Source organism: Megasphaera jansseni (assembly GCF_047974155.1).
GTDB lineage: Bacteria > Bacillota > Negativicutes > Veillonellales > Megasphaeraceae > Megasphaera.
Window position 1 is genome coordinate 1 of sequence record NZ_JBHYRR010000019.1, and the last position, 24,985, is coordinate 24,985.

Sequence of the window (24,985 nt, forward strand, 5' to 3'; positions counted from 1 at the left end):
GGACAAAGAAAAGGCTGAAAACCCTTGTATTTACTGGGTTTTCAGCCTTTTACTCTTTTTTAAGTGTCAAACTTGGGATTATAAAAAATGTCGGCGCCGGTGTCAATAAAAACCCGCTTAGAACTGCCAAGTCAGGCCTGCATTGACCTGCCATTTCGTCGTGATATCGCTGTTCAACACAAAAAGCCCTGCATGATGGCAGAAACCTTCATGCAGGGCCTTCGATTATCCTCTATCTTTGATGACGCGGACTCGCTGAATAACAGGATTCCCATCTTTATCTTTAGTAATGGTATCTACGCGGATGCGTTCCAGTTCAGGTTCAAATTCATTGACAATCCGGTCACTGAGCGCAGCCCCGCGCTGCATCTGGCGATATACCATCAGGGCAAATTCATAACGGGTCATCATGCGGTCACCGCCAAAGTTGCCATCCGGATAGCCTTGTACGATGCCATTGCCGTACAGCTGGGCAATTTCGTTATAAGCCCAATGGTTCTGCGGAATATCCGGGAAGAGTTTCGTCTTCGTCGGATCCAGACGGTTCCCGGCTGCAACGTCTGCCAAGGCACTGCGCAGACCTTCGATTTCCTTGCGCAAATCTTTGATTTCCTTAGCCATGGCGACGCGGGACGTCGAAACGTGGTTTCCCTGGCCCAGTTTGAAGCTGACACCGGCATTGACCATGTTTTCACCGCCGCCGAAGGAACCACCAACACTGAACATCGTATCTTCATTCGGACGATAGTAAGCACCGACAGCGACCGCGCTGGCATCTTTATAATTGCCATAACCGGCTGCAAAGTCCCATTTATCATCCGGGTCGAAGTCCAGCGGATGAAGGGCAGCGAGAGCAGCAGCCCCGGCACCGACGCGGTTGACGCGGCTATCCAGCTTGCTGACAGCTCCGCCGAGGCCATTGATAGCCTGATCACGCTGCCAGAGCTGACCGCCATTGACAGCATCGGTCGAACCCGGCGCAACTTGTCCATCAGCCACACCGCTGACGGTGTTGCCACCCATGTTGACGTTGCCCTGATGGATGATGATGTCCTGGTGGTTGTCATCGCCCTTGACCGTCAAGCCGCCGTTGTCCATGGTCGTGTTGCCCGTCGTAATAGTCTGGGCTTCAATGCTATTGATGCCTTTGAGGTCCTTGGCGAGCTTAATCTGCAGCTTCGCATTGTCGCCATCCTGGGAAGCAACGACACCGATGTTGTTGCCATCGGCATATTCCGTCGCACCGCCGTAAATCTGGACATTGTTGTTCAGGGTTACCGCTGCACTGCCGGAATCACCGCTGTACTTCATGCCGTCATCCATAGTTGCCACTTCATGGGTAATATGATTGTGGTCTTCATAGACAACGCGGTCCATACCATCCTTGCCGCCATGACCATCTGTGCCATCGACACCGTTCTGGCCATTCTTGACGTGGATATCGGCCGTGGCATTCTGGCCATCAGCACCTTTAGGTCCTGTCAGGCCAATGTGGCCTTCCGTACCATCCTTGCCATCAACGCCCTTGATGGTGACGCCATTCTGGCCATCCTTACCTTGGATGGAAATACCATCCTTGCCGTCAATGCCGACACCGGACTTGCCATCAGCACCATTGATGCCCATATGGCCATCCTTGCCCGGGGCGCCGTCTTTCCCGGCACCGCCGATGTCCAGATTGTCGCTGAGCTTGAGATCATAGATTTTCTGCCCATCCGCACCCTTCGTCTGGGCAATCTGGAGATTGCCTTCCGTATAGGTACCGTCAGCAGGAGCGGCTTCACCATTGACCGTGACTTCGGTATGGTGTTTGTCGACATTCTCGATGGCCGTATTGATATTATCAATTTTCTTATTGACGTTCGATTCGACCGTATGTAACTGGTCTTCCGTCGCCGCCTGGCCAGAAGTAAATGTGCCTTCCGTCCAGGTCGTATTCGTCAGGCCGTCGATGGTACCACTGCCAGCCTTGTTGATGGTCACGCCGCCAGCTGTAACGCTGCCGTCCGAGCCGTCCAGTTTGACCTGCTTGTCCCCTGTACCGACAGTCACCGTACCGTCAGTGCCATTGATGGCGATCTGGTTAGCATCGCTGCCAAACGTCACATTGTTGGCCAGATTCACCGTATATTCCTTGCCGCCGGCAGCATTGCTGCCTTCCGTAACGGAAACATTAGTCGAACCGGCTTTCACCGTAGTGTGCTGGCCAGCCGTCGTCTCGACGTTATTGATTTTCTGTTCAACAGCATGCAGCTGGCTGCCGTTGACGGCATCCGTCGAGTTCTCGCTGACATCACCTGCCGCGATATTCGTGATCTTGTTGCCGCCATTGTTCAGGCCAGTTCCCGTCAGGCTGACATTCTGGATGGTGACACCGCCGTTATTGATGGTCGTATTGCCCATCTTAACAGAGCCAGTATCCCCAAGGTTGAGGTCCTTATTCAGCTTGACCAGCAGCTGGCCGTTGTCTCTGTCCTGGCTGGAAACGACGCCGATGTTACCATCCGTGAGATCTGCTTCCGTCGCAGCGTTGCCTTTGACATTGACCTGCTTGTTCAGCTTCACAGCAGAAGTCGTGCCAAAGTCACCGCCGAATTTCAGACCGTCATCCAGGGTGGCAGCTTCATGGGTATTCCCAGCGGGATCCTTGTAGACGATCCGGGTCATGGTTTCCCCATTCTTGCCATTGAGGCCCGGGGTGCCAGCAGTGGTCCAGATGTCTGTCACGCCGTCTTTGCCGTTGAGGCCGATATGGCCTTCCGCGCCATTGACGCCGTCTTTCCCGTCGATGCCCTTGATAGTGACACCGTCTTTGCCATCTTTACCCTTGATGGAAATCCCGTCTTTGCCATCGATGGCCACACCGGATTTCCCGTCGGCCCCGTTGATGCCCATATGTCCATCTTTACCCGGAGCGCCGTTTTTCCCGGCTCCGCCGATGTTCAGGTTATCGCTGAGCTTGAGGTCGTAGATTTTCTGCCCATTCGCACCTGTCTTCTGGGCAATCTGGAGGTTGCCTTCCGTATAGGTACCTTCAGCAGCAGGAGCGGCTTCCCCATTTACGGTGACTTCCGTATGGTGTTTGTCAACGTTACTGATTGCAGAATTGGTATTCGACTCGACCTGATGCAACTGGTCTTCCGTTGCCGCCTGGCCGGAGATATAGTTTTTTCCATCCCAGGTCTTATTCGTCAGACCGTCAATGGTGCCCTTACCACTCTTGTTGATGGTCACGCCGCCAGCCGTGACGCTGCCGTCCGTGCCGTCCAGTTTGACCTGATTGTCCCCTGTACCGACCGTCACCGTACCGTCAGTGCCATTGATGGCAATCTGATTCGTATCACTGCCGAAAGTGACATCTTTGGCCAGGTCGATTGTATATTTCTTACCGCCGGCATCATTGGTGCCTTCCGTAACAGAAACATTCGTCGAACCGGCTTTCACCGTCGTATGCTGACTGGCCAGAGTCTGGACATCATACAGCTGGCTGCCGTTGACGGCATCCGTAGAAGTTTTACTGATATCACCTTTCGCGATATGGGTGATCTTGTTGCCCCCATTGCTCAAACCGTTTTCCGTCAGGCTGACGTTATTACTGTTGCCATCAGTATCGGTATGAGTAATCGTGACGCCGCTGTTGTTGATGGTGGTATTGCCCATCTGAACGGAACCAGTATTGCCAAGATTGAGATTGTTGTTCAGCTCTATCTGAAGAGCGCTGTCTGTATCGTCTATTTTGGTAGTAATATTTTTGCCGTCACCTTTTACTGGAATCGTATTATCCAAATGTGCCGTAACAGAGTTCCCATTTTCGTCTTCCAGGCCAAAATTGCCGTTGCCAATCTGATTTGCTATATTATTGATATCTTGCTCCGCTTTATTGCCTACATAGTACAACTGATCTTCTGTGGCCGCCCGTCCGGATACATACTGAGTTCCATCCCACCTAATATTGCTCAAGCCATATACATAGGTTCCCCCCGGCACATCGGTGGCATATTTACCTGATTTCGCATCCGTATATTTCAGGGCTCCGTCAGCTGCATAGCCAACAGTCACACCGCCAATAACAGCATTTCCGTTAGTTCCATCCAGTGTAATACTTTTTGTTTTATCATTGGTATTGGTGATGGTAAGGCCGGTGGAATTCATCACCGTTTTGCCGGTGGTGACGGAATCCAGGCCGGTCAGGTTTTTGGCCAGGCGGAAGGTAATCTTATTGTTATCAACCAGGGTGCCGATGTTGGCATCCGTGGTCAGTTCATCCTTGGTCAAGGTCGTGCCGTCGTCAGCCGCGCCGGTCAGTGTCAGCTGTTCATCGTAAAGCCGGGTCAGGTTCCGGTTCACTCCATCCGTCCCGTAGCTGCTGTTGTACTTGCTGCCTTGGGCATCTCCCACCGTAGCCAGCATGGTATTTTTCCACTGGGCCACGTTGACGGCATCCGTGTCATAGGTACCGGCAGCCAGACCCGTCAGCTGGCGGGTATTGTAATGAAACGTCGAATGATCCGTGACGTCATACCCATCGCTGCCAATAGAAACAGCGCCTATGGTAGCAGCCCATTTGGCATTTGTATGACTGTTGTTGGGATTTTTCATATCCATCCAGCTGGTCCATGTTGTCCCTAACTGATTCCAATCCGTTGTTTTAAAGTCCCGGTACACAGTAGACCCGGCCCCCAGAGCCACGCCTCCGGATACATTATTTTTATAATCATCTGTACCTACCGTGGCACCTGCTCCAATAGCCACACTGTTGTACCCATACGCTATTGAGTCATAACCCAGGGCAATTCCAGGTCCCGCATCCTTGGCTACTGAAGCAAAAGTCCCCATGGCTACACTGTCATGCCCTGTTGCCGTCGCGTCTGTCCCAATGGCCACACTGTAGCCACCCGTTGCTTTGGTTGAACCGTAGGAAATAATCTTACCCTCACTGTCTTTATAGGTGTTGTATCCCCCTATGGCAATGCTATGAAATCCTGACGCCTCAGCCCCGGCGCCCATAGAAATACTGGATATTGCTGTCGCCTTGGCTCCAGAACCCATAGAAACACTGTAATAACCCGTTGCCTGGGCCCCAGAACCCATAGAAACACTGTCATCACCCGTTGCCTTGGCCCCATTGCCAACGGCAGAACTGGTCCGCCCCGTAGCCTGGGAACCATCGCCTACAGCCACGGACATGGCATTGGTTGCCTGGGCATTGTGTCCCAGAGCCACCGTATAATATGCGGTAGAATTAGCCGATTCTCCAATGGCAATGGCTCCCTGTCCGTTGGCATTGCCGGAATTCTTGTCACTGTTCCCGGCTGTGGCATTATTCCCCAAGGCGATGGAGTTGCTGGACAAAGCCTTGCTGTTCACCCCGATGACCATGGTATTGTTGCTTTCAATGCCAGAATCAGAAGCCTGACCGGACTGGACATTCTGGCCGATGGCAATGCCATGAGCAGCAGTGACCACATTGTTGGACCCTACTACCGTAGCATTGATTGCCCGACCGGTGGCATCGTTGTCATGGCCGATCAGGATTCTTCCACCGATGGCATTAACATTGTTCCCATTTTTATCCGTCTCAGTATATGATTTGGTTGGCGTGGCAGCCGTATTACTGGACCCGATGACCACATCCTGGAGCCCACTGGCCGTAACACTGTGCCCAATGGCAATGGCTTGAGCCGCAGTACTGCTGGCGGTCGATCCATAGGTAAAGCTGCCGCCTACAACTGCCGTATCACCAATGGCAATAGCATAATCCGAAGAAGTGCTGCTGTTCCCCACGGCAACAGAGCCCTTTCCCTGGGCATTGGAACTGCTCCCTACAGCCAAGGTATTACTGTCCCCATTAGATGTTGTCCCGGCATTCACCGTGGCTGCTTGAGCCCACAAGGGACCGCCTACAGCCATCGTGCTGGTCGTGCAGGCCAAGAGGACGGCTAACCGGAGCATAACCGCCGGACGAGCAGCCTGGGAACGCACCGTATTACGGGCATGGCCCTTAGCAAATTCAGAAACGACGACATAAGCGTTTCTCGCTTTATTCCAGATAACTTTATAAATTCGGTTCATACAAAAAGCCTCGCTTTCTTTGCTTAGACATGAAATACAAGTTAAGCCAGCTGTACTTACTTGATATTTTTACTCCATATTATATATGGAATACGAAGGTACCTTGTATATATTGATATATATAATGAGAAAATAGATAGAGTATTTGTACGCGATAAGCGATATTAAGGTTTAGAGCTTTCAGGCAGATATTTTTCCCTATCCGTCGTCTCCGCCGTGATTTCAAAAGGAATACGCTGTTCACGGACCGCTTTTTTGACAAATAAATTGACCGCCGTCGACATGCTCAATCCGGCAGAACTACAGAATAATTCAAACGCCTTTTTTAAATCCGCATCCATGCGGATACATACACTTACTTGTGCCACACTCATTCACTCCTTGACATTCCTCGTCAAGGAATCTTCCTCTACGGTTTCTATGATATCCGGACATGCTAATTAAACTTGACATTATTTATCAAGTTCGTGATTGGTCTCATGAGGATTTTCCCTGACAGGATCTAAAAACTGGATATTTCGATATACACTGCCTCGTAGACGGATGACATATAATATCACCAGTAATTCATCGTTACTATAGCACAAAAAAAATAATAAGCAAAATAGTCTTCACATTTTTGTTATTTTTACTTTATATTTATTAAATGCATAATTAGGAAAAGTCATTTCGGCGCTTAGCCAATATATATTCGAGATATATTTTTGATGCCTATTATATATATTCACCGTATTTTCATAGTAAATCAAAAGAACAGTATTCTTATAAAGAATAACATAATATAACGTAAATATAAACTTTAAAAGTAATCTTCCCATTTTATCCTTTGTAAAAGAGCACATGTATTTTCTAAAGAGATTTTATATGGATGATATATATCTAGATTATATCGTTTTGCTAAGTATGACGTAATATGCAAAATAATCAAGAAAAAAGTGGTCTTTCCATTAAGCTATAGCCTTTTTAAGTGGATTATTTTTATCTTTAAAAATATACTACTGTGCAGGATATACGCAGCTTGCACATAAAAAAGAGGCTGTCACATTAAGACAGCCTCTTTTTACGTTGATCGTAGGTCGTTCATCGTTTGTCGTATGGGATTAAAAATATCAATCCATCGCGATGAACGATGAACTACGAACGAAAAACTTTTAAGTTTAAGGGGCCTCGCACGATGTCAAAAACCTTCGTGCGACAGCGGTTAGCAGTTAGCAGCTAGCGGCTAGTGGAATGGCTGCCAGCCATCGATGGCCGTGATGCCCAGGCCCGGCGCGTCGGGGACGACGAGGTGGTCTTTGTCATAGGTGATGCCCCCCTGGACGGGGTCGGCAGCCATAAGGTCAGCGGCGTCGAGGTCGTTCTTGGTGATGATGGCCTTGCCGGCAGACAGGGCCGCGGCGGCGGTGATGCCGACTTTGCTTTCCAGCATACAGCCCATCATGCAACTGACGCCGGCGGCGTCGGCCATGGCGGCAATCTGGGCTGCCGGGGCGAGGCCGCCGGCCTTCATGAGTTTGATGTTGATGAGGTCACAGGCCCGCATGGCCAGGAGCCGGAAGACGTCGTGCGGGCTGAAGGCCGATTCGTCGGCCATGATGTCTGTCGCGACGTGGTCCGTGACCTGTTTCAAGCCGTCGAAGTCAGCGGCAGCGACGGGCTGTTCGACCAGTTCGATATCGAGGCCGGCGTCTTCCATGCGGCCGATGAGGCGGATAGCTTCTTTCGGTTTCCAGCCCTGGTTGGCGTCGAGGCGGATGGTGATGTCCGGCCCGACGGCTTTACGGATGGCGGCGACGCGCTGGAAGTCGACGGCCGGGTCGATGCCGACTTTCAGCTTCAAATGGCTGTAGCCGCGGGCGACGGCCTGGATGGCGTCGGACGCCATCGTTTCCGGCGCATTGACGCTGATGGTAAGGTCTGAAGCGATGCGCGTCTTGCGGCCGCCAAAAAAGCGGTACAAGGGCAGGCCGTAGCGCTGGCCGAAGAGGTCGTGGACGGCCATGTCCAAAGCGGCCTTGGCCGACGTGTTGTGGACCATGGCCTGGTGGATCGTGTCGAGGATATCTTCGCGGTCGTCGATGTCCCGGCCGATGAGTTTCGGCCCGATGGTCTGCTTGATGGCAGCAGCGACGGATTCGTGGCTGTCGCCGGTAATGACGACTGTTGCCGGCGCATTGCCATAGCCTGTGTGGCCGTCGTCGGTATGGACCTTGACGACCAGGTCTTCGGCAACGTCGACACGGCGCAGGGCCGTGATGAACGGTGTTTTCAAGGGAATGGCGATTTTCCCTATTTCAATAGCTGTAATCTTCATGATGCTTCCTACGGTAAAATATCTAAAATCTGTTCGACTGAATCGACAATGTAGCGGACGTGTTCCTTTTTGAACATGGGCTTAGCCGCCGGCCCGTCGATGCCGGTCAGGGTCCCGATCATGGTAGCTCCCATGGCCCGGGCGCACCAGACGTCGGCCAGGGAGTCGCCGACGACGTAGTAGATGCCCTTCTTGAAGTCGTCGGGATGGCTGACGTAGTCGAGGTAATGCTTCTTATTCTTGCCGAAGGCCCCGAGGTAATAGGCAAAGGGATTTGGCTTGTCCAGGGACATGTGCAGCATAGCTTCGGCTTCTTCGACGTCGCTGTAGGTGGCCACATAGTGTTCGTCGAATTCATCGAGCCAGCCATAGGTCCGGAAAGGGATTTCCATTTCCATCTTCGACCGGCCCGTAGCGATGGCGATCTGATAGCCCCGCTTCTTCAATTCCCGGAACATATGGCGGATGCCGTCGACGGTCCCCAGCGGTTCTTCCCGCGTCAAAAAGCCCGGTTTTCCCGGTGCATAAGGCTTTTTCCCATAGGTCTGTTCATAGAGGTCATCGCCGAAATACCAGTCCTGGAAGGCTTCGAATTCCAGCTGCCACAAGGGCGAATTGAGAGGCGTCCACTGTTTGGAGCCCGGTCCCAGGGATGACTGGACGGCATTGGTCAGGTAGGTAAAGACTTCGTCCTTACCGGCCCGTTCGGGAATGACATTATTCAGGCGGCGATAGACGTCATCGGCCGTCGGCACGGGATAGCCCCGCAGCAGGGAGCCCAGGTACTGGATGTCATCGATTTTCTTCAGGCTCCCTTCCAGGCCGCCGTGGTCGGCGACATACTGTTCCAGCATGAGCCACAAGGTGACGACGATGTGGGCGTGGACCATGTCCCAGTTACTGTTGACGCCGTGTTTCTTGAGCCACAATAAGATATCATCGTCTTTCCAGAAACGGGCCCGCAGGGCGGCGATAGTATCGTCGTCGAGGTCGGCCGTGATCCGTTCCGGTTTGAGGTGCATATAGTGCGGACTGTAATACCATTCCCAGACGACCAGGGCCGATACATCGAAATAGCGTTTTTCACTGAGCAAGACGCCATCGACATCAAAAATCACTTTCTTCATCGCGCCTTCCTCCTCTTTCTTAAAATGTCTTGTCCAAATGGCCGACGGTCTTCTTATTGCCTTTGACATGAGACCGTTCTTCCAGGACCTTCATGACGTCGTTGACAGTAACGCCCGTGTCTTCCCAGAGGACGGACAGGTGATACAAGAGGTCGGCCGATTCCTTGCAGACTTCCAGGCGCAGGTTGTCGGCGGCTTCCGACGTGTCCTTGACGACGGGGTCGGCGTTCTTGGCGGCAATGATGACTTCCGACGATTCTTCGCCAATTTTCTTGCAGATCTTGTCGATGCCGGTCTGCAAGAGGTAGGCCGTGTAGGATTTTTCCGTCGGATGGATGCGTTTTTCCTTGATTTCTTCGCGCAGGTCCGACAGCATGGACAAGTTGCCCGTATAGGTCTTTTCCCATTCCGTCATGGACCGGAAGAAACACGATTTATGGCCTGTATGGCAGGCGGCGCCGACCTGGTCGACGGTCAGGAGGATCGTGTCGGCATCGCAGTCGACGGCGATGGAGCGGACGTGCTGGAAGTGGCCTGACGTTTCGCCTTTATGCCATAATTCCTGACGGCTGCGGCTGTAATACCAGGCATCGCCGCTTTCGACGGTGCGCTTCAGGGATTCTTCATTCATGTAAGCCACCATGAGGACCTTGCCGCTGCAGCCTTCCTGGACGACAGCCGGCACGAGGCCTTTTTCATCAAATTTAATATCTTTCATCGATACACTTTCCATTTATTCTTCTGCCCCTCTCATGGGAATTCCCTGTCCCTGTAAATAGGTCTTCAAGTCCGGGATGTCGATCTGGCCGAAATGGAAGACCGATGCGGCCAGGGCGGCATCGACGCCGACATCGAAGACATCTTTGAAATCCTGCATCGTACCGGCACCGCCGGAAGCGATGATGGGTACTGGCAGTTCTGTCGCCAGGCGGCGGTTCAGTTCCAGGTCGAAGCCGGCTTTTTCACCGTCAGCATCCATGGAGTTCATGCAGATTTCACCGGCACCGAGGGCGACGCCCTGCTTGGCCCAGGCGATGGCGTCGATGCCGGTATTCTTGCGGCCCCCTTCGACGTAGACCTGCCAGCTGCCGTGGTTGTCGCGCTTGGCGTCGATGGACAGGACGACGCACTGGCTGCCGAAACGCTGGGCGGCTTCGCGAATCAGTTCGGGACGGCGGACAGCCGCCGAGTTGACCGACACCTTATCGGCACCGGCCCGCAGGACCTGGTGGAAGTCGTCGATGCTGCTGATGCCGCCGCCAATGGTAAAGGGAATGGTAATGGCTTCGGCAACAGCGCGGACGACGTCGATGAAGATATGGCGTTTTTCATGGGTCGCCGTAATATCGTAGAAGACGAGTTCGTCGGCGAGCTGGTCCGAATAGAATTTCCCCAGTTTAACGGGATCGTCGACGTCCTGGATATGTTTAAACTGTTTGCCTTTGACGACGCGGCCATCGCGGACGTCCAGGCAGGGTACAATACGTTTTGCCAACATCTTACATTCCCCCTAATGCGCGGATTTCAGCCATGGTGATTTTCCCCTCGTAGAGCGCTTTGCCGGTGATAGCGCCGTAAACACCCATGGCCTGTAATTTCTTCAAATCGTCAATGCTGCTCATGCCGCCGGAAGCGATGAGGCGGATAAAGGGCAGCTGCTGGAGCTGGCTGAGCATCCCGAAATTCGGTCCCGTCAGCATGCCGTCGCGGCTGATGTCCGTATAGACCAGAGTATTGATGCCGATATCGAGCATGGACTGGGCAAAGGGCAGGACCTTCTTGTCGCTGCCGTCGACCCAGCCGCGGGTAGCTACGACATCGCCCTTGGCGTCGATGGATACGGCCAGGGACGAGCCGTATTTCTTGGCCATGGCCGTGATGAATTCCGGATCCTCGACGGCTTTGGAGCCGATGATGACGCGGTTGACGCCGGCTTCCAGATACGTTTCGATGGCTTCTTCACTGCGGATGCCGCCGCCGACTTCGACGGGGATATCGACAGCTTCACAGATGTCGCCGATGATCGAGGCATTGGTCAGTTTGCCCGAAAAGGCCCCGTCCAAGTCGACGACGTGGAGGAACATGGCCCCTTCGTCGCACCATTTGACGGCAGCGTCGACGGGGTTCTCAAAATAGGTCGTGCTGTCGTCCTTGACGCCCTGGCGCAGGCGGACAGCATGGCCGTTCTGGATATCGATAGCGGGAAATACGATCATAGTCTCACCCTTTCTTCATGACGTAATCGACGACGTTCCGGAGGAGCTGTTCACCGACGCGGCCGCTCTTTTCCGGATGGAACTGGAAGCCCAGGACATTATCTTTGCCGCAGATAGCCGGGACGGGCTGGCCGTAATCGGCCGTAGCAATGACGTCGGGCGTATCGACAGGCGATTTATGATAAGAATGGACGAAATAGACGTACGGATGAGCCGGCAATCCCTTCTGGAGCCAGTGTTCCTGACGGAATTCCAATTCATTCCAGCCCATGTGGGGGACTTTCAATTTGGTGTGGAACGGTACGATATCGCCGGGCAGGAATCCCAGGCAGTCATAAGTGCCGCCTTCATAGCTCTTTTCAAAGAGAGCCTGCATCCCCAAGCAGACGCCCATGAAGAATTTGCCGCTTTGAACCTGTTCCTGCAGGAGCGGGATGAGGTCGAATTTCTGTAAATTCCCCATGGCGTCGCGGATAGCACCGACGCCGGGCAGTTCGACCAGGTCGGCGTCGCGGATAACGGCCGGGTCGCGGGTAATGGCCGCTTCGATTCCCAGGCGCTTCCAGGCATTGTATACGTTGGCCAGGTTGCCAACTTCGTAATCGATAATCGCAATCTTCATCATAACACCCCTTTTGTCGACAAGACACTCGTTTCGTCGCCTTCGATGCGGACGGCTTCTTTCAGTGCATGGCCCAGCCCTTTGAACACCGATTCGACGATGTGGTGGGCATTTTCGCCATAGAGATTGGTGACGTGCAGGTTCATGCGGCCATGGACGGCCAGGGCATAGAGGAACTCTTTGAGCATTTCCGTTTCAAAGGTCCCGATGCGTTCGACAGCGAGCTTTACATCGTAGACCAGGTACGGCCGGCCGCTGAGGTCGATGACGACCCGCGTCAGGGCTTCGTCCATGGGGCAGTAGAACATGCCGTAGCGGTTGATGCCTTTCTTGTCACCCAGCGCCTGGGTCAAGGCATCGCCAAAGACGATGGCCAGGTCTTCGATGGTGTGATGCGTGTCGACGTCGAGGTCGCCGTGGACGTGGAGGGTAATATCCATGCCGCTGTGGCAGGCCAGAAGGTTCATCATGTGGTCAAAGAAACCGATGCCCGTCGTCCCGCCAAACGTACCGGAGCCGTCGATGTTGAGGGAGACAGCAATCTGTGTTTCTGCCGTTTCCCGTTCGATTTGGGCACTACGCATATTTCTTCGCCTCCTCGGTCATGACGGCGACGACGCGGCGGACGACCTCATCGGTGGTGATGGTGATGCGCAGGCAGTTCTTGAGGTCGGCCGCTTTATAGGAACGGACGCAGATGTCGGCATCGTGCAGAGCTTTGACCATAGCCGGGCCGTCGGGGACGCGGACCAGGACGAAGTTGCTGGAGCTGGGATAGACCGTAAGATTCGGTACGTCCTTCAAGGCATCGATGAAATGCTGGCGCGCTGCCAGTGTCGGCGGGATGTTGTGGGCCAGGATTTCATCGGCATAGTCCATAGCAGCCAGGGCGGCGTTCTGGGAAAGGATATTCAGGTTATAGACGAGTTTCGTCAGGCCCAGGGCGTCGATGACTTCCTTCTGGGCTACGCCATAACCGACGCGGCAGCCGGCCAGGCCGAAGGCCTTGGACAAGGTGCGGATGACGATGAGGTTGTCGTACTGGGAGAGCTTAGTAATGATGCTCGGCGCACCGGCGAATTCCAGGTACGCTTCATCGACGACGACGATATTGTCGGCAGCCTGAACCAGGCTTTCGACGTAATCCAGAGGCAGCAGTTCCCCTGTGGGGTTATTGGGGTTGCAGAGGACCGTCACCTTCGGCTGGAGTTCCTTCACTTTGGTCAGGAGGCCGTCGCGGTCGCGGCGGTAACCGTCGAGGTCGGACACGGTGACGACCTTGGCACCGAGGACTTCGGCGTCGATGCCGTAGATGTCAAAGGTCGGCGTATGGGTCAGGAGCGTATCGCCAGGATTGAGGAAGGTATTCATGATGAGGCTGATGATTTCATCGCCGCCATTGCCGACGAGGACTTCCTGAGGCTGGCAGCCGACGTATTTCGCCAGGGCTGCCCGCAGTTCTTCAGCAAAGGGATCCGGATAGTGGTACGACGGCGTCTTGGCCAGGCGTTCCAGGAAATCGGCTTTGACCTTGGGGAAATCAAAAAGATTATACGGACTTTCATTGGCATTGATGACGGTATGTTCCCGGATTTCCGGGACGACATAGGGTTCAAAAGAGCGGATGGTATTGCGAAGCCAGTTATTATTCATCGATTCTCCTCCTTACAGCCAGGCCGTGTGCCTGTAATCCTTCTACATTAGCGAAGCGCATGACCTTGTCGGCGACAGCTTCAAAGGCTTCCTTATGGTATTCCAGGAGGCTGCTGCGCTTGACGAAGTCATAGACGCCGAGGGGCGACGAGAAAGCAGCTGTCCCCATCGTCGGCAGGGTATGGTTCGGACCGGCAAAATAATCCCCTAACGGTTCCGTCGTATAGGGCCCCATGAAGATGGCACCGGCATTGACGATTTTCTTAGCCCATGCTTCGGCATCGCTGAAGGCGATCTCCAAGTGTTCCGGTGCGATGAGGTTCATGATGTCGACGGCCTGGTCCTTATCCTTGACGATGAAGAACTTGGCGTGTTTTTCAATGGATTCGGCGGCGATGTCCTTACGCGGCAATTCTTCCAGCTGGCGCCGGACTTCGGCTTCGACTTCACCGGCAAAGGCAGCGCTGGGTGTAACCAGGAAGACAGCCGCCCGGCGGTCGTGTTCAGCCTGGGCCAGGAGGTCTGCGGCGACCCAGACCGGGTTGGCATCGTGGTCAGCCAGTACACCGACTTCACTGGGGCCGGCGATCATGTCGATGCCGACAGTACCGAAGACCAGGCGCTTAGCCATGGCAACATAGGCATTGCCGGGGCCGACGATTTTGAAGACCGGCGGAATGCTTTCCGTACCGTAAGCGGCAGCGGCAATCCCCTGAGCCCCGCCGACCTTGTAGATTTCCGTAGCTCCGGCAACGTGAGCTGCAGCCAGGATGTAGGGATTGACTGACCCGTCTTTGGCCGGCGGCGTAAATACGGCAATGGACGGGACACCGGCGACATGAGCCGGGATGGTATCCATGAGGACCGTCGACGGATAAGCTGCCGTGCCGCCAGGGACGTAGACGCCGACGCGCTGGATAGGCGTGAACTTGGCACCCAGACGGACGCCGGGGCGGAAGGTATCGATCCAGGTCTGTTCGACCTGGCGTTCATGATACGCCCGGATATTGGCAGCCGCTTCTTCTAAAATGGCCATGAAATCGGGACCGACGATGTCGACAGCATTGTCGATTTCTTCCGGCGAAACGAGAAAACTGTCGAGGTCGACGCCGTCGAAGCGTTTCGTATATTCACGGACAGCCGCATCGCCGCGCTGTTCGATGTCGGCCAAAATGGCTTCGACGGCTTTGCGGATATCTTCACTTTCTGCCTGATCGCGTTTCGTAATGCGGCGAATGTCGCGTAAAGTCAACCCTTCACTGGGTACATCTATCCATTCCACTCTAACTCCCCCTTAGTTATGCCTTCATGCTGTGTTCACGGATGACATCCATGAGCTGCTGGATTTCGTTATATTTCATCTTAAAGGAAACGGGATTGCAAATCATGCGGGCGCTGAAATCCATGAAATATTTCAGGACTTCCAGGCCATTCGCTTTCAAGGTATTGCCCGTTTCGACAATATCGACGATGACATCGGACAAGCCGACGATCGGTGCCAATTCGACGGACCCGTTGAGCTTGATGATGTCGACGCTGTGATGATTGGCCTCGAAATAGCTGCGGGCAATGCGCGGATATTTCGTGCCGATAGTGATGCGCTTGGTCATGTCGACCGGCTTACCGGCGATGCCGGCAACGGCCATGCGGCAGCGGCCAATACCCAGGTCCATGACTTCGTAGACGTCGGCGCCCGGCGCTTCTTCGATGAGGACGTCCTTGCCGACGATGCCGACGTCAGCAGCACCGCGTTCGACGTAGACCGCGACGTCAGGCGACTTGACCAGGGTCACTTTGAGCTGGCCCTTGGCATCTTCAAAGATGAGCTTGCGGCTCTCTTCGGAATAAGTCGGGAAATCATAGCCGCTTTCGGCTAAATATTTCATGACCACTTTATGAATACGGCCCTTGGCCAGTGCAATATGAATCGCCATGTTACAACCTCCCCATGAGTGCTTCCAATTCTTCGGCCGTCATGGCCTTGCCGTCCTTATAGTACGATCCGTTGCGGTAAATGGCATGGATACTGTAGTCGGCGCTGTCGATGAAGGACGAATCGGGATAGGCAGCGACGCGGAAGCCGCGGCTGCGCCAGTTCATGAGGTCCCGGACCAGGGTCTGGTCGCCGGCGGTATAGGAGACGGCCATCTGGAACGACGGTTCCGTATCTTCTAACAGGCCGGCATCGCTCATATATTCATATAATAGATTGATATTCATGCCGAAGCCGCAGGCCGGGCGGTCGACACCGAACCGCGACGACAACTGGTCATAGCGGCCGCCGTCGATGATGTCATACAAAGCGCCGTCGACGTAGACCTTGAAGACCGTATCCGTATAGTAACCCAGGCGGCTGGCAAAGCCGAAATCGAGCTGGACCTTGTCGGCATAGCCGGCATAGAGGATATAGTCATAGACCCGTTCCAGCCGCGACAGGGCGTTGAGCATACCGCTGTTGATGGAGTACTCCCGGGCCTTGCTCAAGGTCTGGGCATAGGGCCCGAAGAGGACCGGCAGGGCTTCCAGGGCCTTGCGGGCATCGGCAGAAATCGGCAGCGATGCGATATAAGACTTGCAGGCTACCAGGTTGCGTTCGGCCATATAGCCTTTGAGCGTTTCTTTCTCTTCTTCCGAAATGGGAAGGCCATCGAATAAAGCCTGCGTATAGGCCGCTGTTCCGATGTCGATGCGGATATTTTCGACGCCGACGGCTTTGAGTATCTCAGCTGCCGTGACGATGACTTCGCCATCACATTCGGGACTGGAGTCGCCCAGGATTTCAATGCCCCCCTGCAGGAAATCCTTGCCGTACGTCGACCGGCCGTAATATTCGCGGAATACCGTGCTGACGTAACCGAACTTGAGCAGCTGGTTCGAACGCGGGAACTCGCGAGCCGCCGTTTCGACGAGAGGCAGCGTTACATCCGGCCGCAGGACCAGGACCCGTCCATCCGTGTCGATGGTCTTGACCATCTGCTGGCGGAGCTGCGGAAAGAAGTGCTGGTATACGTCATAATCTTCAAAACTCGGCGTTTCAATAATCTTACAGCCGTGGTTCATGATAACAGAAATTATTTTCCCCTGGATCCGGTCATAATTGCGCATTTCATCATGGTGGAGCATCTTCACTCCATCCAAGGTATTGTTGTTCATCCTATGACCTCCCTTTCTTTAGTTCTTTATTCTAGTAAAGCATTAAAATATCGGCTGTTGAATATTGTACCACAAAGTCCTAAAAATAAAAATACCTTTTTCTAACTTTTTACGCTTTTTCACTTTCATCACCGGCACATTTTAATCGTTTCTTTACAGCCTTTTCAAATTTGGGTCTGGGAATCATGACCCGGTGGCCGCACCCCATGCAGCGGATGACGAAATCGACGCCGATGCGCAGCACTTCCCATTCATTTGAACCACAGGGATGGGCTTTCTTCATCTGAACGACGTCACCTACATAATAACGGACAAAATCAGCCATCAAAATTCCTCCTTCAAAAGACAATTATAATATATCATTATATAGCCCCAGGCCCCCCTTCGCAAGGGAATGAGCCGCCGCGATTGACCTGCTATAGTGCCTGTGTTAAGATAACAGGTAATGAATTGAAGAGGAGGAATTGCTTTGAAATCATCGATGAGCCGGCAGAACCTGCGCCGGTCCTATCTCATCTGTTACATCATCGGCACGATCTCTACGGTCTGCGCCATCGCGCTCCTGGCCTGGGTAGCCATCTGCATCGCCCTGGAAAAAGAGCCGCTGGCGTCGGTCGCCTTTTTGCCGGACATGCCGGTATTTGCTATCTTCATCGTCATCATCGCCATCGCCGCCATCAGCGTCGCTGCCTGGCAGTACGGGGCGACGTTGCACCAGCGCTATGAAGCACTCACGGGAAAGGAAGGGCCTGACAGAGTAAAGCATGAGAAAGAATGAATTTATGGACCTCTTGCACTACTATTTCCGCAAGAGCGACAAAAATGACTTGAAAGGCATCATCGAAGACTGTGAAGAACAGTTCCGCCTCGGTGCCAAAGAAGGCAGATCGGAAGAGGAAATCTGCTGTAAACTGGGGCATCCCAAGAACATTTACCGCTACTATATCGGCGAACCCATCGTCCCCGAAGACAATCCGCGTATGCCTGGCGACGAATACGGGGCCTACGGCGATTTCGGCCCGGGCGTGGAAGACCGCATCTTCTATGACCAGGACCGGGACGACGAATATTACCGTCAGCAGCAGCTGGCCCAGCAGCAGCGCCGTTACGACCGGGAACAGGCCATGCGCCAGCGCTACGCTGCCGAAGCCGCCAAGACGGGCAAGGATTTCAACTGGAACGACGGCGACAGTCAGATGGGCAAGGCAGCCAAAGCCGTGGCCAGTCCTTTCATGGACGTCCTGGGTACCCTCTTCGGCATCCTCAGCGGTTTCCTCTACCTGGCCCTGGCCATCGTCATCCTGGCGGCCATCGGCATTTCCTTCATCCCAGCCTATGCCTATACGGACCTCCTGCCCCTGCCGACACTCTCCATCGTGACCCGGGTCCTCATCGTCCTGACGGTCCTCTTCGCCGCCATGACGGCCAGCTCGGCCAGCCAGGCCTGCCACGCCGCAGCCCGCGGAAAGGGGGCGCAGTAAATGAAGCGCGTCCTCGTCTTCCTCATCCTGACCTTGGCCTGCGCTTTCGGCAGCTATACGTCCTTCATGAGCAACGATTACGGCCCGCTGAAGCACTGGATGGCTTATTATAAAGAATATAAAGAAATCCAGGGCGCCCTGGACAAGGGCAATGCCAGCAAAGCCGAACTCCTGGCTAAATTGAAGGCCATGTATCCGGAAAAGGCTGATCAGATTGAAGCCCAGTTCAAGGCCAAATACGGCAGCCTCAAGGACTCGGCCGAAGATGCCGGCGATACGGTCAAGTCGAAGTGGAACTCCTATACCCGCGACGACAGCACCAGTCGCAGCCGTTCTCAATCCCAATCCCAAAGCCGCAGCAGCCAGTCGTCTTCCCAGCGCAGCAGCCAGACCCAGAACAGCCGCAGCAGCACGCAGAGCAGCAGCCATTCCAGTGACCGCGACCATACGACAGACGTCCATGACAACAACCGGGCCCGTTAAAAAAAATATACTAACAAATAATTATTATCCGTTGACATTAGGGTTAAAAAGTGCTACAATGAAATCAACCCAAAGAGGTGCTAAAAAATAATTTCAAATATAACTTTTTGTCAAGGAGGAAATGAATTATGGAATTAAAAGGTTCGAAAACAGAAAAAAACTTACAGGCTGCCTTTGCAGGTGAATCTCAGGCCCGCAACAAGTACACCTATTATGCCAGCGTAGCTAAAAAAGCAGGCTACGAACAGATCAAAGCTTTCTTTGAAGAAACGGCTAACAATGAAAAAGAACATGCTAAAATCTGGTTCAAACTCCTCAACGGCGGCGAAATGCCGAACGACATCAACGCACTGAAAGACGCTGCTGCCGGCGAACATTACGAATGGACGGAAATGTACCCGACCTTCGCTAAAGAAGCCCGCGAAGAAGGCTTCGACAAAATCGCCTTCTTATTCGAAAAAGTCGCTGAAATCGAAAAACACCATGAAGAACGCTACCTCGCTCTCCTGGCTAACGTAGAAAAACAGGAAGTCTTCAAGAAATCCGACAAGAAGACCTGGATCTGCCGCAACTGTGGCTTCATCGTAGAAGCTGCCGAAGCTCCGAAAATCTGCCCGGTCTGTGCTCATCCCCAGTCCTTCTTCGAACTCCGCAACGTCAATTACTAATAGTGTGAAAAAAGGGCTTGTCGCACGTGCGACAAGCCCTTTTTTAGTGGCTAGCAGTTAGGGGCTAGTGGTTAGCAACTATCTTCGTAGGGGCTTGCACGTGGCAAGCCCGCCCCAGAACATGAACGATTTTCTGGCCCAGAGAGATTGCCACCAAATATCCAGCGGGTCGCCCACGCGGCGACCCCTACAGTAAAAAATAGAGGCTGTCGCCCTTGCGACAGCCTATTTTTTATTCCCTCCCCGTCCATGGGACGAAGGGTTCGTAATCGATATGGAATTGCATGAGGATTTTGCCGATGATGTGCTGTATCTGTTTTTCTACACTATCGGCGCCGTTATAGAAGGTCAGGACCGGCGGTACGACGGTGCAGCCATAATCGGCGGCTTCTTTGATGTTGCGCAGGTGGATACGGCTCATGGGCATCTCCCTGGGGACGATGACGACTTTCCGCCCTTCTTTCAGGCAGACATCGGCAGCCCGCAGCAAGAGATTATCGGCATAGCCGCTGGCGATACCGGCGACGGTCTTCATGCTGCAGGGAATGATGATCATGCCGTCCGTCTTGAAAGACCCGCTGGATACAGCGGCTGCCATATTGTGGTTATCATGGACCACGTCGGCCAGGGCCCGGACAGCCGAGACAGGGATATCCGTTTCATAAGGAAAGGTCTTGGCAGCTCCTTCGGTGATGATGAGGTGCGTTTCCATTCCAGGAATAGTTTTCAAGGCTTTCAGCAAATGATAGCCCATGACGACGCCGCTGGCGCCAGAAATGCCGACGATGATGCGCATGGCAGTACCTCTCTTTCTGCTATCCTACCACAAACCCAGCACTTTCCACCAGGGAAGGCTGACAACGCAGGTCAGGATGAATAAGACAATCGTATAGGGAACGCCGAACTTAATCGTTTCCTTTTCAGAATACATGCCGTTTTCTTCGCCCATACCGACCAGGATGGCCAGATTATGGAACGGCAGGACAAAATGGCAGTTGACCGCGATATACGTAGCCATGACGGGGATGATGGAGTTGACTCCCAAGGGCTGTGTAAATGCCAGCATGGCCGGGATGACGATGCCCATGACGGCGATGACGCTGCCAAAGAACATGTGGACAATAATGGAAATCAGGGTGATGAAGGCTACCAGGATGAACATATTGTCCGGAACGGCGGTCGGCAGCAGGGTCTGGGCAATCCAGGCATTCATCCCCGTTTCGCCGCCGACGCGGCCGATGGCGACAGCCGCCGTCAAAAAGAGCAGCGTCTGGACCGGTACACTGGACCAGCTCTGCGGCGTCAGGATACCGCCTACTTTGGGCAGGGCCATCATGACAGCGATGAACAGCGTCACCCAGCCGATATTGATGCCGTGGATGCTGTCCGTCATCCACAAGATGATGGCGATGACAACCCACAGGGCCGTTCGCTTCTCAATGCCCGTCATGGCGCCCAGGGACTGGCGCTTGGCGGCGATTTCCGTCTTGTTGACGGAGATTTCCTGAGACGGCTTGAACATGACCAGGATCATGCCCAGGGTAATGAGGCTGGCAACGATCATGGGAACCCCCATGACTTCCAGCCAGGCCATCCAGCCCAAGGGAGCCGGTGTGACGCTGGCAGCGGCCAAGGGATTGATGGATGCGTCGCCAGTGAGGAAAATCATCGACACGGGAATGGATGCCGTAAAGACGGTAAAGCCGATTTTGACGGCATCGACTTTGGGAATATTGGCGCTCTTGATGACGACACTCATGACCGACATGATGAGGAAGGCCCGCGGCCAGGGATGCGGGATGAGCAGGGCCAGGATAAAGGTCAGGACAAAGATGGAAATGATGATGCTCTTGAAGTCTGTGACATAGCGGTCGATGTACCAGTAGGCGATGCGTTCACCCAGCCCGGAATCATTGACAGCGGCGGCGATGAGGTAGGCCCCGATGATGAGGTACATCATCGGACCCGTCCAGGTCGAAAAGATGAGCGTCCCCGGCGCGACGTTGAAGACCGACAGCAGGACCAGGTACAAGGCAGAAATATAACCGGGCTGGGCGACGCCAAAAGCCCAGAAGGCTACGGTCATGAGCGAGAAGGACAAGCAAAGATGCCCTTCCGTGCTGAGACCGGGAAAATTCATGAAATACAGGCCGATGCCGATGATGAGACCGACAATCAGACCGATGACGGGTTTCTGTTTCCCCATGAGTAAACCTCCTAAAATGCGGGATATCCCTGATTAGAACTGAAAATCAGGCAGCCATTTTTTCGGATCGACTTCCAGGAACCGGCAGCGTTCAAAATGGTCTTTCATATCGAAAGGAACGGTGCAGTCGAAGATAGCCTTGCAGGAAATGCCATGGACGCGGATGGACGGGTCGAAGGCCGGGTCGTTGGACGGGTCCAGGACATGCGTATGGACGCCGGGAATCGCGATGAAATCGACATCGCCCTGGAAACGCGTCGTCATGGCCCACATGACATCGTTCATGTCGAAGATATCGACATCTTCGTCGACGAGGAAGACATGTTTCATTTCACTGAATGCCGAGAAAGCCAGGAGGGCAGCCTGACGCTGGCGGCCTTCATCGTTGATGTTGTTCTTGCGGAACTGGATAATGGTCACGAATTTGCCACCGCCGCAGGGCGCTGCGTGGACATTGACCAGACGGCCGGGCATGGCCCGTTCGACCATGTCGATGACGCTGGCTTCCGTCGGGATGCCGGCCATCGAGACATGTTCATGACTCGGACCGATGCAGCTTTCCATGATTGGGTTCTTGCGGGTCGTGACGGCTTTGACCTTGATGACCGGAAGATAAGCCGGCAGGCTGTCCGGTTTGGCATCGCCCGTATAGCCGGGGAATTCCGGCATGGCCTTGCCCGTATTGGTATTGATGTCTTCCCGCATGGTCAGGCCCGGGATGAGTTCGCCTTCGATGACGTATTCCGCATGGGCGATGCACGTTTCCGGGATGGAGACGCACTGGGCCAGTTCAACCGGTTTGCCGCGCAGGGCACCGGCAATCTGCAATTCATTGAAACCGATCGGCGTCGTCGGCGGTTCGAAGCCGGCACACATGTAAATGGCCGGGTCCATGCCGATGCTGACGGAAATAGGCATGGGCTTGTTGAGTTTCAGGCATTTTTCCCAAAAAGCGCCGAGGTGGCGGGAGCCCGGCGTAATCCACATGGTCATTTCATCACGGGACTGGATGCACAGGCGGTGAATGGTGACGTCCGTATCCCCATTTTCCGGATCACTGCCGGAGCAGAGGCCCATGGTGACATACGGGCCGGCGTCTTCCGGCGTATTCGTCGGTGCCGGTACGAGCTTGCGCAAATCGAAATCAGGATCACTGGCCAAATAGACGATTTCCTGGCAAGGTGCCGGTTTTTCCGTAATGACCGGGTTGATGGGATTCTTGACGGCGTCGCGCAGGAGCCAGCCCAGGCGCTTGTAGTCACTGCCCAGGAGCAGGCCTACGCGTTTGCGGCTGGAAAGCATGCCGATGACGACCTTGGCATCGGGAAAGCCCTTGACGTTGTGGAAGAGCATGGCCGGGCCGTCTTCTTTGGTCGGACGCGGTACGGTGCCGCCGGCACCGACATAACGGTAAATCCCGGAAATTTCAGCATTCGGATCGGCTTCGACGGCCGTTTCGACGAGCTGTCCCGGTTCATTCTTCAACGCTTCCAGAGCGGTACGCAAATCATAAATATCGTTTCGCATAAAAATAACCTCCTGACTCTTTGCGGCTGTGTGCACCAGCTTTTTTGCTTACGGAAGTCATGGTACACTGTACAGTCAGCATACAGTCAAGAGGTTTGTCAGAACTTATTTATTTCTGTGATATACCGGCGCCTGGAGGAGACAAAAATCGACAGAATCGGCTGTCGTATAGAAGGTCGTATCGAGAAGGCAGATGTCGACGACGTGGCCGCCCAGCTCCAGTCCCTGCCCGTCCATCCATTGCAGGAGCTGCTGCATAGCCGTCATATCATAGGGCATGTGATAGCTGAACAGGCAGGCGTATTCCCCGGCCGGCAGGGTAATCGCTTCGGGCCGGCGCTGTTCCCATTCCGGCAGGAAAAAACAACTCCCGGCTCCGTCGATAGGATGGTCCGTCCGGGCGTATTCCTGAAGGATCATCGTGCCGAAACGCCCGGCTGGCAGCCCCAGTTCCGGCGTGACGTTCTTCCATAATTCCATCAATGTCCGGTGGAGATTCTCTTTGTGGACGGGCTTCAAATATTCCCGATAGAGGACCTGACGGGACGGCAGATTCAGCAAAAAGGGCTCATCCTGATGCATGCGAATGGCTTCATCAGCCGTACGGTAAGTCTGGATGCGCATATCCAGGGCCTGTCGCAGGCGCTGGAGCCGGCCGATTTCTTCTTCGATGACGATTTTCTGATTGTCCAGCAGGATCAATTCCTTATGTGCTGTCCGATTCTGGAAGTGGCCGACAATGTCCTTCAAGGGAATGCCCGTCGCCTTGAGGAAACAGATTTCCCGCAACACAGGGATCTGGCGCCAGCTGTAATAGCGATAGCCCTTGTCATCGACGTTTTCCGGCTTGAATAAGCCGATTTTATCGTAATACAGCAACGTCTGTCTCGTCAGGCCGTGCAATTTAGCCATATCGCTGATTGAAATGCCATGTTTCATGGAAATCACTCCTTGTCCCGGTGTATAGCTGCTATACACCGCACCGGCCTGCCCCGGTTGACGGCAGCCGCTGATTGTGATAAAGTACGGTCACCCACTTTTTGGAAATGAGGTGTGCTATGAAAACCTTTTCTCAAGATATTCCCGAACTACAGACGACGCTGACGGTCACCCTGTTCCAGGCCGGGACGGATTATATCCTCATCTGCCAGGGCGGCCAGGCCCACGTCGGAACGGTCGTCCTGGCTGAACCCAGGCCCAGCCTGCACGGCGACGGGTCCCGGAGCGCTACGTCGTCGGTTCTCAATGCCCTGGGCCATAAAGACGAATCTCTCTGCCGCCCCCTGGCCGAAGCCGTCGCCGCAGCCACCGGACAGCGGACAGTCTGCACAGGCGGTGTCCACATCGACGCTATTACCCCAGCCGGACTGAAAGCCCTGAAAGAAGGAGCCGACAAACTGACAGCCGCCATCCTGGCCGGATTGGGCAGTGGTAGTTTGTAGAAAACGAGCCACTAACCACTA

General features: G+C 54.0%; 23 protein-coding genes. 5 read left to right on the top strand and 18 right to left on the bottom strand.

Going from position 1 to position 24,985, the window contains the following annotated elements; translation table 11 throughout:
• Positions 1-225 precede the first annotated feature (225 nt).
• The 14 genes from ACE418_RS08185 to ACE418_RS08250 all read right to left on the bottom strand — a co-directional run bounded on the left by ACE418_RS08185 (position 226) and on the right by ACE418_RS08250 (position 17,482).
• The gene (locus ACE418_RS08185; protein ID WP_416450152.1) at positions 226-6,072 is read right to left on the bottom strand and encodes an ESPR-type extended signal peptide-containing protein; all 5,847 of its coding nucleotides are present in this window, start codon (positions 6,070-6,072) and stop codon (positions 226-228) included.
• A gap of 164 nt (positions 6,073-6,236) precedes the next feature.
• Positions 6,237-6,446 carry a type II toxin-antitoxin system RelB/DinJ family antitoxin gene (locus ACE418_RS08190; protein ID WP_416450153.1) on the bottom strand — a complete coding sequence of 70 codons (210 nt, stop codon included), beginning with the start codon at positions 6,444-6,446 and terminating at the stop codon, positions 6,237-6,239.
• Between the two features lie 848 nt (positions 6,447-7,294).
• Entirely contained in the window at positions 7,295-8,386 is a 1,092-nt protein-coding gene (locus ACE418_RS08195) for a mandelate racemase/muconate lactonizing enzyme family protein (RefSeq protein ID WP_416450154.1), read from the bottom strand.
• A gap of 8 nt (positions 8,387-8,394) precedes the next feature.
• On the bottom strand, positions 8,395-9,513 hold the full coding sequence (locus tag ACE418_RS08200) for an HAD family hydrolase (RefSeq protein WP_416450155.1): 1,119 nt from the start codon (positions 9,511-9,513) through the stop codon (positions 8,395-8,397).
• A gap of 19 nt (positions 9,514-9,532) precedes the next feature.
• Entirely contained in the window at positions 9,533-10,231 is a 699-nt protein-coding gene (gene hisIE / locus ACE418_RS08205; RefSeq protein WP_416450156.1) for a bifunctional phosphoribosyl-AMP cyclohydrolase/phosphoribosyl-ATP diphosphatase HisIE, read from the bottom strand.
• Positions 10,232-10,246: 15 nt separating this feature from the next.
• Positions 10,247-11,011 carry an imidazole glycerol phosphate synthase subunit HisF gene (gene hisF / locus ACE418_RS08210; protein ID WP_014015195.1) on the bottom strand — a complete coding sequence of 255 codons (765 nt, stop codon included), beginning with the start codon at positions 11,009-11,011 and terminating at the stop codon, positions 10,247-10,249.
• Between the two features lies 1 nt (position 11,012).
• A complete protein-coding gene (hisA, locus tag ACE418_RS08215; RefSeq protein WP_416450157.1) occupies positions 11,013-11,729 on the bottom strand; it encodes a 1-(5-phosphoribosyl)-5-[(5-phosphoribosylamino)methylideneamino]imidazole-4-carboxamide isomerase in 717 nt (238 codons plus the stop codon).
• A gap of 4 nt (positions 11,730-11,733) precedes the next feature.
• Positions 11,734-12,354: an imidazole glycerol phosphate synthase subunit HisH gene (gene hisH, locus ACE418_RS08220; RefSeq protein ID WP_239639561.1), complete on the bottom strand. Its 621-nt coding sequence runs from the start codon at positions 12,352-12,354 to the stop codon at positions 11,734-11,736.
• The gene (gene hisB / locus ACE418_RS08225) at positions 12,351-12,935 is read right to left on the bottom strand and encodes an imidazoleglycerol-phosphate dehydratase HisB (protein ID WP_416450158.1); all 585 of its coding nucleotides are present in this window, start codon (positions 12,933-12,935) and stop codon (positions 12,351-12,353) included. Before hisB ends, hisH begins: the two co-directional genes overlap by 4 nt.
• Positions 12,928-14,004, bottom strand: a complete 1,077-nt coding sequence (gene hisC, locus ACE418_RS08230; RefSeq protein WP_416450159.1) for a histidinol-phosphate transaminase — start codon at positions 14,002-14,004, stop codon at positions 12,928-12,930. The genes hisB and hisC overlap by 8 nt, the downstream gene beginning before the upstream one ends.
• Entirely contained in the window at positions 13,997-15,286 is a 1,290-nt protein-coding gene (gene hisD, locus ACE418_RS08235; RefSeq protein WP_416450160.1) for a histidinol dehydrogenase, read from the bottom strand. Before hisD ends, hisC begins: the two co-directional genes overlap by 8 nt.
• A 16-nt stretch (positions 15,287-15,302) precedes the next feature.
• Positions 15,303-15,938, bottom strand: a complete 636-nt coding sequence (gene hisG, locus ACE418_RS08240; RefSeq protein ID WP_416450161.1) for an ATP phosphoribosyltransferase — start codon at positions 15,936-15,938, stop codon at positions 15,303-15,305.
• Position 15,939: 1 nt separating this feature from the next.
• The gene (locus ACE418_RS08245; protein ID WP_416450162.1) at positions 15,940-17,157 is read right to left on the bottom strand and encodes an ATP phosphoribosyltransferase regulatory subunit; all 1,218 of its coding nucleotides are present in this window, start codon (positions 17,155-17,157) and stop codon (positions 15,940-15,942) included.
• 109 nt (positions 17,158-17,266) lie between these two features.
• Positions 17,267-17,482, bottom strand: coding sequence for a DUF951 domain-containing protein (locus ACE418_RS08250; RefSeq protein WP_416450163.1), 216 nt, complete (start codon positions 17,480-17,482; stop codon positions 17,267-17,269).
• 144 nt (positions 17,483-17,626) lie between these two features.
• Between ACE418_RS08250 and ACE418_RS08255 the strand changes: the two genes are divergently transcribed.
• The 4 genes from ACE418_RS08255 (at position 17,627) to rbr (ending at position 19,789) form a co-directional block, all read left to right on the top strand.
• Positions 17,627-17,935 (top strand): hypothetical protein, encoded by a 309-nt coding sequence (locus tag ACE418_RS08255; RefSeq protein ID WP_416450164.1) that lies wholly within the window; start codon positions 17,627-17,629, stop codon positions 17,933-17,935.
• On the top strand, positions 17,922-18,638 hold the full coding sequence (locus ACE418_RS08260; RefSeq protein ID WP_416450165.1) for a DUF1700 domain-containing protein: 717 nt from the start codon (positions 17,922-17,924) through the stop codon (positions 18,636-18,638). Before ACE418_RS08255 ends, ACE418_RS08260 begins: the two co-directional genes overlap by 14 nt.
• Positions 18,639-19,121, top strand: a complete 483-nt coding sequence (locus ACE418_RS08265) for a hypothetical protein (protein ID WP_416450166.1) — start codon at positions 18,639-18,641, stop codon at positions 19,119-19,121.
• Between the two features lie 128 nt (positions 19,122-19,249).
• Positions 19,250-19,789 carry a rubrerythrin gene (rbr, locus tag ACE418_RS08270; RefSeq protein ID WP_416450167.1) on the top strand — a complete coding sequence of 180 codons (540 nt, stop codon included), beginning with the start codon at positions 19,250-19,252 and terminating at the stop codon, positions 19,787-19,789.
• A 232-nt stretch (positions 19,790-20,021) separates the two neighbouring features.
• On the opposite strand, the gene ACE418_RS08275 is transcribed toward rbr, so the two are convergent.
• The 4 genes from ACE418_RS08275 to ACE418_RS08290 all read right to left on the bottom strand — a co-directional run bounded on the left by ACE418_RS08275 (position 20,022) and on the right by ACE418_RS08290 (position 24,461).
• On the bottom strand, positions 20,022-20,585 hold the full coding sequence (locus ACE418_RS08275; protein WP_416450168.1) for a UbiX family flavin prenyltransferase: 564 nt from the start codon (positions 20,583-20,585) through the stop codon (positions 20,022-20,024).
• Positions 20,586-20,609: 24 nt separating this feature from the next.
• Positions 20,610-21,995, bottom strand: a complete 1,386-nt coding sequence (locus ACE418_RS08280; protein ID WP_416450169.1) for an SLC13 family permease — start codon at positions 21,993-21,995, stop codon at positions 20,610-20,612.
• A gap of 33 nt (positions 21,996-22,028) precedes the next feature.
• Positions 22,029-23,522 (bottom strand): UbiD family decarboxylase, encoded by a 1,494-nt coding sequence (locus ACE418_RS08285; protein ID WP_416450170.1) that lies wholly within the window; start codon positions 23,520-23,522, stop codon positions 22,029-22,031.
• 105 nt (positions 23,523-23,627) lie between these two features.
• The gene (locus ACE418_RS08290; protein ID WP_416450171.1) at positions 23,628-24,461 is read right to left on the bottom strand and encodes a MerR family transcriptional regulator; all 834 of its coding nucleotides are present in this window, start codon (positions 24,459-24,461) and stop codon (positions 23,628-23,630) included.
• Positions 24,462-24,580: 119 nt separating this feature from the next.
• Here ACE418_RS08290 and lpdD point away from each other — a divergent pair, with 119 nt between their 5' ends.
• Positions 24,581-24,964 (top strand): prenylated flavin chaperone LpdD, encoded by a 384-nt coding sequence (gene lpdD / locus ACE418_RS08295; RefSeq protein ID WP_416450172.1) that lies wholly within the window; start codon positions 24,581-24,583, stop codon positions 24,962-24,964.
• Positions 24,965-24,985 lie beyond the last annotated feature (21 nt).

Coding starts and splice junctions, on each gene's coding strand:
- hisB (WP_416450158.1), bottom strand. CDS start 12,935: ATGCGTAGTGCCCAAATCGAACGGGAAACGGCAGAAACACAGATTGCT.
- ACE418_RS08280 (WP_416450169.1), bottom strand. CDS start 21,995: ATGGGGAAACAGAAACCCGTCATCGGTCTGATTGTCGGTCTCATCATC.
- ACE418_RS08190 (WP_416450153.1), bottom strand. CDS start 6,446: ATGAGTGTGGCACAAGTAAGTGTATGTATCCGCATGGATGCGGATTTA.
- hisH (WP_239639561.1), bottom strand. CDS start 12,354: ATGATGAAGATTGCGATTATCGATTACGAAGTTGGCAACCTGGCCAAC.
- hisF (WP_014015195.1), bottom strand. CDS start 11,011: ATGTTGGCAAAACGTATTGTACCCTGCCTGGACGTCCGCGATGGCCGC.
- ACE418_RS08260 (WP_416450165.1), top strand. CDS start 17,922: ATGAGAAAGAATGAATTTATGGACCTCTTGCACTACTATTTCCGCAAG.
- ACE418_RS08275 (WP_416450168.1), bottom strand. CDS start 20,585: ATGCGCATCATCGTCGGCATTTCTGGCGCCAGCGGCGTCGTCATGGGC.
- rbr (WP_416450167.1), top strand. CDS start 19,250: ATGGAATTAAAAGGTTCGAAAACAGAAAAAAACTTACAGGCTGCCTTT.
- hisIE (WP_416450156.1), bottom strand. CDS start 10,231: ATGAAAGATATTAAATTTGATGAAAAAGGCCTCGTGCCGGCTGTCGTC.
- hisC (WP_416450159.1), bottom strand. CDS start 14,004: ATGAATAATAACTGGCTTCGCAATACCATCCGCTCTTTTGAACCCTAT.
- lpdD (WP_416450172.1), top strand. CDS start 24,581: ATGAAAACCTTTTCTCAAGATATTCCCGAACTACAGACGACGCTGACG.
- hisG (WP_416450161.1), bottom strand. CDS start 15,938: ATGGCGATTCATATTGCACTGGCCAAGGGCCGTATTCATAAAGTGGTC.
- ACE418_RS08195 (WP_416450154.1), bottom strand. CDS start 8,386: ATGAAGATTACAGCTATTGAAATAGGGAAAATCGCCATTCCCTTGAAA.
- ACE418_RS08250 (WP_416450163.1), bottom strand. CDS start 17,482: ATGGCTGATTTTGTCCGTTATTATGTAGGTGACGTCGTTCAGATGAAG.
- hisA (WP_416450157.1), bottom strand. CDS start 11,729: ATGATCGTATTTCCCGCTATCGATATCCAGAACGGCCATGCTGTCCGC.
- ACE418_RS08200 (WP_416450155.1), bottom strand. CDS start 9,513: ATGAAGAAAGTGATTTTTGATGTCGATGGCGTCTTGCTCAGTGAAAAA.
- ACE418_RS08185 (WP_416450152.1), bottom strand. CDS start 6,072: ATGAACCGAATTTATAAAGTTATCTGGAATAAAGCGAGAAACGCTTAT.
- ACE418_RS08245 (WP_416450162.1), bottom strand. CDS start 17,157: ATGAACAACAATACCTTGGATGGAGTGAAGATGCTCCACCATGATGAA.
- ACE418_RS08290 (WP_416450171.1), bottom strand. CDS start 24,461: ATGAAACATGGCATTTCAATCAGCGATATGGCTAAATTGCACGGCCTG.
- ACE418_RS08265 (WP_416450166.1), top strand. CDS start 18,639: ATGAAGCGCGTCCTCGTCTTCCTCATCCTGACCTTGGCCTGCGCTTTC.
- ACE418_RS08285 (WP_416450170.1), bottom strand. CDS start 23,522: ATGCGAAACGATATTTATGATTTGCGTACCGCTCTGGAAGCGTTGAAG.